The organism is Bradyrhizobium sp. STM 3809 (assembly GCF_000239795.1).
In the GTDB taxonomy this organism is placed as follows: domain Bacteria; phylum Pseudomonadota; class Alphaproteobacteria; order Rhizobiales; family Xanthobacteraceae; genus Bradyrhizobium.
Genome location: NZ_CAFJ01000200.1, coordinates 1 through 6,167 on the forward strand (window position 1 = coordinate 1; position 6,167 = coordinate 6,167).

The window sequence follows — 6,167 nt, forward strand, 5'->3', positions numbered from 1 at the left end:
AACTACGCCGCGCTGAGCCCCTCAGCGCGGCGTCGTCGTTTGGGCCGGTCCGATCGTCTCACATCGTGTCTCCTGCGTTCGGACGGCGACGGCTGCCGCACAAGCGTGTGATCGCGCGCTACGGAACCGATTCAGGTGCGGTTCATTCCCCAGAACGTACGCAATGCTGCGCTGTCTGTCGTCGTAGCCATTGTCCCACAGGAGATCTTCATGCGCAGTTTCGTCCGGACCACCTTCGTCGCGCTCGCCATTGCAGGCTCGGGCGCAGCGATGACGGCCCTTGCAACGCTTCCGGCTCTTGCGCAGGCGGCCAAGGATTCTCCGGCGCAGCCGCCGGGCCCGACCATCAGCCAGCCGCCCCAGCTCAAGCAGATCGCGTTGACGGACAAGCAGATCGAGAACGTGCTGGCGTCGCAGAAGGACATGGATGCGATCACCGACAAGCTGCCGGCGAACACGCCGCCGGACCAGAAGGTGGTCACCCAGCTCGATGGCGTCGCCAAGAAATACGGTTTCGCGAGCTATGACGACTTCAACATCGTCGTCGACAATATCAGCCTCGTGATGGGAGGCATCGATCCGAAGACGAAGAAATATGTCGGGCCCGAAGCCGTCATCAAGGACCAGATCGAGCAGGTCCAGGCCGACAAGAAGATGAAGCCGGACGACAAGAAGCAGGTGCTCAACGATCTCAACGCGGCCCTGAAGGCGAAGCCGCCGGAGGTCGAGAACAAGGGCAACATCGATCTCGTCGTCAAATACTACGACAAGCTCGCCGCGGCCTTTGGCGAGGATGACAATTAACAACCGAGGCTTTGCTCGGTCTCGATCCGCCAAGCCCCGACCGCCGGTCGGGGCTTTTTTCGTCGCGGGTCGTGCGGGCGGAGCGCGCCCTCAGCGCGCGAACGCCACTTCCATCTGCTTGCGCACCTGCACGGTCTCGTCCGCGGCGTCGGCGGCGACGTCGCTCCAGCGGACGATCTTGCCATGCGCGACGTCGTTCACGAGCTTCACCCGATGCGCCAGCCCGATCGGCAGGGCGCCGAGCCGCAGGCTGGTCGTGGCCGGCACGACCTTGCCCCACACCGTATAGCCACCTTCGCCATCGAGCATCTCGCCGGCTCGAAGATCCTTCTTGGCGACGGCGACGACATCGCCGCGGAAGCCGAGCGGCTGCCCCGTCGGTTCGTTGCGCAGCGCGGCCGAGAGCACCGACACGTTCAGCTCGAGCCCGATCAGGTGGTAGGGCTTGTACATCGCGGCGTAGCGCCCGGTCGCGTCGGTCTTCAGTCCGTATTGCTTGAAGCAATCGGCGGCGTAGTCGTTGGGCGCTTCGAGCACGACATAGACACCCCACCGCAGGTCGCGAAACACCGGGCGACCATCGCGCTCGAGCGACGACACCACCTCGACCATGCCCGATCGCTCCAGCACGCCGCCGCGCTCGCGCGGCCGCAGCACATGCGGAAGGTCGTCGACGCCGCAGGGTGGAAACAACAGGCCATCGGACGGCACGTCGAGCCCGGTCGCATTGGCGATCGCGGCCATCTCGATCGCCGACTTCGTGCCGTCGAGAAAGGAGTTGAACATCTGCGGGTTCATGCCGGCGGACTGTGCCTCGCCGGCGGTCAGCCCATAGTGCTGCCAGACGCCGTCCGGCGTGACCTCGTGATAGGCCGGCAGGTACTTCGTGCCCTTGCCGGCCGCCACGACGTGAAAGCCGGTTGCGCGCGCCCAGTCGACGAGCTCCGCCGTCAGCGCCGGCTGATCGCCATAGGCGAGCGAATAGACCACGCCGGCCTTGCGCGCCTCGTCGGCCAGCAGCGGTCCGGCCAGCACGTCGGCCTCGACATTGACCATCACGATGTGCTTGCCGGCCCTGATCGCCGCCCGCGTATGGCGGATGCCGGCGGCCGGGCTGCCGGTCGCTTCGACGACGACATCGATGGAGTCGGCGAGCGCCTTGGCGCTGTCGGCGCTGAACGTCGTGCGCTCGATCAGGCCGGCGCTCCAGCCGACCGTGCGGCAGGCCTCGCGCGCCCGCTGCGGATCGAGATCGATGATCACGGGCACGTCGAGACCGGCGACATGCGGCACCTGCGACAGGAACATCGAGCCGAACTTGCCGGCGCCGATGAGTGCGACGCGGACCGGCTTGCCGGCAGCGGCGCGGGTTTGGAGGAGGGCGTGGAGGTTCATTCTGTTATCCGGCTTCAAGGATTGTCGTGTGACATGCAGCTACCAACCCAGTCGTCATGGCCGGGCTTGACCCGGCCATCCATCTCCTCACAAGGCTCGCTCTTGCTCAGAGGATGGATGCCCGGGTCGAGCCCGGGCATGACGACCTCTTTTGTGGCGAGCGGCGCGCCTTACTCCGCCGCCTCGCGATGCGCCCGCGCCAGCTGCAGCAATGCATCGTCCGGCAACGTCTCGATCGGCGTGAAGTCGCGATGCGCGATGTACTCCGGCCTCGTCGGCGTGCGGATGTGGTTCGAGACCGCGTTCAGCGTCAGATACACGATCTTGCGCGGGTAGGGCGTGATGTTGCCGGCGGAGCCGTGCACGAGGTTGCCGTGGAACATCAGCATGCCGCCGGGCTTGCCGGTCGGCGCGACGATGCCGCCGTCGGCGACCAGACGGGTCACCGTCGCCTCGTCCAGTGTCCACAGCGGATAGGAGGTGGTTGCAAGATCGTGCGAGGCCTCGAGATCGCCGGCGTGCTGGCTCTTCGGCACCAGCATCAGGGGGCCGTTGATCGGCATCACCTCGTCGAGGAAGATCGCGATGTTCATCGCGCGCGGCTCCGGCATGCCGTCGTCGCGCTTCCAGGTGCCGTAGTCCTGGTGCCACTGCCAGACATCGCCGGTGAAGGCGGATTTGGCGTTGATCTTGAACTGATGCATGTAGAGCTTCTCGCCGAAGATCTGCTTGATCGGCTCGATCATGCGCGGATGCGCCGCCAGCACGCGAAACGCGTCGTTGTAGAGATGCGCGGCAAAGGCGGTACGCGGCGCGCCGCTCTTCTCGCGCCAGACCTCGGGCCGGTTCGCCGCATAGATCGCCTCGGCCTCGCGGGCGAGGAAGGCGGTCTCCTCCGGACTGAACAGCTCGGGCAAGAACAGCCAGCCCTCGCGGTTGAAAAATGCGATCTGCTCCGCCGTCAGTTTCATGGCGTTCTCCCGTCCTTGTTTCCTCGAAAGCAGGCGCCCGGTCTTTGCGCCGGGCTGCCTCCGTAGCTGAAACTACAGCTTCTTGCCCTGCTCGATCAGCATGCGGGTCATCAAATACAGGCGAGGGACGATGGTCGTCGCGTCGATGTACTCGTTGTGCGCATGGTAGTTGAAGCCGGCGATACCAAAACTCTCGACCACGATGGCCTTGCCGCTGCGATTGGCAAAGCCGGCGTCGGTGGCGCCGCCGGTCATGTCGACCAGCGCCAGCGGCCGCTCCAGCTCGGCATAGATCGCCTGCGCTTCCTTGCCGAGCGCTCGGCCGCGGTCCGACGCGATGAACGGGGGGCGTCCCTTTTCGATCGTGACCCTGACCTCGGTGTCCGGGACCAGATGCGACTTCGTGGTCTCGTCCAGCGCGGCCTGCAGCTTCTCGACGCCGTCGGCCACCGTGAGGCGGACGTCACCGCCGGCACTCGCCTTCTCCGGAATCTGGTTGCGCACGGTGCCAGCCGTCGCCGTGGTCCAGTTGAGCTGAGTGCCGGGAATGGATTTCGCGATGTCCCGCGTCTGCAGCAATTGATGCGAGAGCTCGATGAGCGCGTTGCGGCCACGATCGGGCGCCGCGCCCGCATGCGAGGCGCGGCCCGTCACCTGCAGGGTGGCGGTGGCGGTACCGCTGGCGCCCAGCAGCAGGCTGTCGACCGGCGCGGCCGGCTTCGCCGCGGTGGGCTCGCAGGACAGCACGACGTCATGCTGATCGGCGAGCTCGGCGATCAGCTCGCCCGAGCCGATCGAGCCGACCTCCTCGTCCGGATTGAACACCACCGTCAGCCTGGCGTAATCGCGCCAGCCCATGTCCTTGAGGATTTGCAGGCTGTGCAGGATCACCGCGATGCCGCCCTTGTCGTCGGCGATGCCCGGCCCGTAGATCAGGTCGCCTTCGACATGATAGGGCTCGGTCTTGAGGATGCCGGGCTGATACACCGTGTCCATGTGCGCGATCAGCATCAGCTTGCGGCGGCCGGTGCCCTCGAAGCTGCCGATCACGATGTCGGCGCCGGCGCCGCGCGTGGTCTTGCGCCGCTCCGTGGAGGCGCCGAGCGCCTTGAGCCGGCCTTCGACGAGGTCGGCCATTTTCTTGAGGCCCTCGACATCGCCCGAGCCGGACTCGATCAGCACCATCTCGCGCAAGCTATCGATCACCGCCGGCTTGGCCTGCTCGGCAGCGGCCTTGATCTTGTCGTCGGGCGCGGCGTGTGCGGCAGGAATAATGGCTGCACTCGCCAGCAGGACGAGGGCGGCGAGGCGGGAGGTCGAAAGCGTCATCCGGGGTCCTTGTCGTCTTGGGCTCGCGGCGGGCCTCGCCCGCTCGCGTCTGCGGACATTGGCAGAATCCGGGTGGATCGCAACAATCTCCAAGCCTAATTTGACCGGCAGATGATACGGGGCAGAGCGACGATGGAGCCCGCCATGACGGATCAAATCATGTCAGACCGATTCATGTCAGACCAGAGCTACGCCATGTTCGACACCGCGATCGGCACTTGCGCGATCGCCTGGGGCCCGCGCGGCATCAACGCGGTGCAGCTGCCGATGGGCGGCGCGGCGCAGATCCGCACCCGGATGCAGCAGCGCTACGCCGGCATCGGCGAGGCTGAGCCGCCGCAGCATGTGCAGCGCGTCATCAGCCGCATCACGGCGCTGCTGGCCGGAGAGCCCGATGACCTCAGCGACATCGAGCTCGACCTCGACGGCGTCAGCGCGTTCCAGCGTGGCGTCTACGAGATCGCGCGCCGGATCCCGCCGGGGCAGACCTTGACCTATGGCGACATCGCCAAGCAGCTCGGCGGCGTCGCGCTGTCGCGCGAGGTCGGCCAGGCGCTGGGGCGCAATCCGTGCCCGATCGTGGTGCCGTGCCATCGCGTGCTCGCGGCGGGCAACAAGCCGGGCGGCTTCTCCGCCAATGGCGGCGTCGACACCAAGCTGAAGATGCTGGCGATCGAGGGCGCGGCAGTGAACCATACGCCGAGCCTGTTCGATTGAGCCCAGCGGCCCTAGCCTCGACAGACATCGTCATCGCCCGCGAAGGCGGGTGACCCGGTATGCCGCCAACACTATTTGCCGAGAACTCACGGCGGACTGGATGCCCGCCTTCGCGGGGCACGACGCCTGTCGCTTTAAACCGCCTCGCAGGCGAAGCCGTTGCCGTTGCGCGTGATGCGGCCGGCGGACGGCGACGGGAAATGCGCCGTGCAGCACAGCGTCGGCGTATCGCAGTAGCGATCGAGAAAGCCGCGCCGCGTCACCGCGGCCTGCTTGGGATCGACGTCGAACTTCGGCGACAGCTCGGGATAAGCGAGCTGCAGCGGCGAGTGGATCAGGTCGCCGGCGAACACCGCCTCGTCCCTGGCCTTGCCGATGGCGACCGCGACATGGCCGGGCGTATGCCCTGGGGTCGGCAGCAGCCGGACATGGTCACCGATGACGAAGCCGTCGCTGACGATGTCGGCGCGCTGCGCCTCGACCACCGGCAGCACGCTGTCGGCGAAGGCAGGCACCTCCGCCTTGTCGTTCTGCGCGACCCAATAGTCGTATTCGGCCTGGGCGAACACGTAGCGCGCGTTGGGAAAGGTCGGCACCCAGCGGCCGTTGTCGAGCCGCGTGTTCCAGCCGACGTGATCGGTGTGCAGATGCGTGCACATCACGACATCGATGTCGTCGACCGAGATGCCGGCGGCCGCGAGCGCCCGCATGTAGCTGTCGTCGGTCTTCATGTTCCAGACCGGCCGGGCGCGCGGCTTGTCGTTGCCGATGCAGCTGTCGATCAGGATGGTGTGGTGAGGCGTCTTCACCACATAGGACTGAACGCACAGCATCAGCGTATCCTGCGCGTCGAGCGCACGCGCGGCCTGCAGCGCGCTGCGCTCCGCCGCGAGCATGTCCGGCGTCAGCGCAGGAAAGACGTCCTGTGCAGGCAGAAACGGGCCTTCCTGC

At 66.6% G+C, this 6,167-nt stretch carries 6 protein-coding genes; 2 read left to right on the plus strand and 4 right to left on the minus strand.

What is annotated here, in order from left to right:
- Positions 1-210: 210 nt before the first annotated feature.
- Positions 211-804: a hypothetical protein gene (locus BRAS3809_RS11040; protein ID WP_008962178.1), complete on the plus strand. Its 594-nt coding sequence runs from the start codon at positions 211-213 to the stop codon at positions 802-804.
- Between the two features lie 90 nt (positions 805-894).
- Here the strand turns inward: BRAS3809_RS11040 and BRAS3809_RS11045 are convergent, their stop codons facing one another.
- From BRAS3809_RS11045 to BRAS3809_RS11055, 3 genes are all read right to left on the minus strand, one after another.
- Positions 895-2,199 carry an NAD(P)H-dependent oxidoreductase gene (locus BRAS3809_RS11045; RefSeq protein ID WP_008962179.1) on the minus strand — a complete coding sequence of 435 codons (1,305 nt, stop codon included), beginning with the start codon at positions 2,197-2,199 and terminating at the stop codon, positions 895-897.
- A gap of 170 nt (positions 2,200-2,369) precedes the next feature.
- The gene (locus tag BRAS3809_RS11050; protein ID WP_008962181.1) at positions 2,370-3,170 is read right to left on the minus strand and encodes a phytanoyl-CoA dioxygenase family protein; all 801 of its coding nucleotides are present in this window, start codon (positions 3,168-3,170) and stop codon (positions 2,370-2,372) included.
- 72 nt (positions 3,171-3,242) lie between these two features.
- Entirely contained in the window at positions 3,243-4,499 is a 1,257-nt protein-coding gene (locus tag BRAS3809_RS11055; RefSeq protein WP_008962182.1) for a M20/M25/M40 family metallo-hydrolase, read from the minus strand.
- Positions 4,500-4,673: 174 nt separating this feature from the next.
- Between BRAS3809_RS11055 and BRAS3809_RS11060 the strand changes: the two genes are divergently transcribed.
- Positions 4,674-5,216, plus strand: coding sequence for a methylated-DNA--[protein]-cysteine S-methyltransferase (locus tag BRAS3809_RS11060; RefSeq protein WP_035656042.1), 543 nt, complete (start codon positions 4,674-4,676; stop codon positions 5,214-5,216).
- A 134-nt stretch (positions 5,217-5,350) separates the two neighbouring features.
- On the opposite strand, the gene BRAS3809_RS11065 is transcribed toward BRAS3809_RS11060, so the two are convergent.
- Positions 5,351-6,167 (minus strand): MBL fold metallo-hydrolase (locus tag BRAS3809_RS11065; protein ID WP_035656041.1); only part of this gene is annotated, 817 nt, incomplete at its 5' end.

What these genes read in the sequence shown, in the direction of transcription:
- BRAS3809_RS11055 (WP_008962182.1), bottom strand. Translation starts at nt 4,499, where the DNA reads ATGACGCTTTCGACCTCCCGCCTCGCCGCCCTCGTCCTGCTGGCGAGT.
- BRAS3809_RS11050 (WP_008962181.1), bottom strand. Translation starts at nt 3,170, where the DNA reads ATGAAACTGACGGCGGAGCAGATCGCATTTTTCAACCGCGAGGGCTGG.
- BRAS3809_RS11040 (WP_008962178.1), top strand. Translation starts at nt 211, where the DNA reads ATGCGCAGTTTCGTCCGGACCACCTTCGTCGCGCTCGCCATTGCAGGC.
- BRAS3809_RS11060 (WP_035656042.1), top strand. Translation starts at nt 4,674, where the DNA reads ATGTCAGACCAGAGCTACGCCATGTTCGACACCGCGATCGGCACTTGC.
- BRAS3809_RS11045 (WP_008962179.1), bottom strand. Translation starts at nt 2,199, where the DNA reads ATGAACCTCCACGCCCTCCTCCAAACCCGCGCCGCTGCCGGCAAGCCG.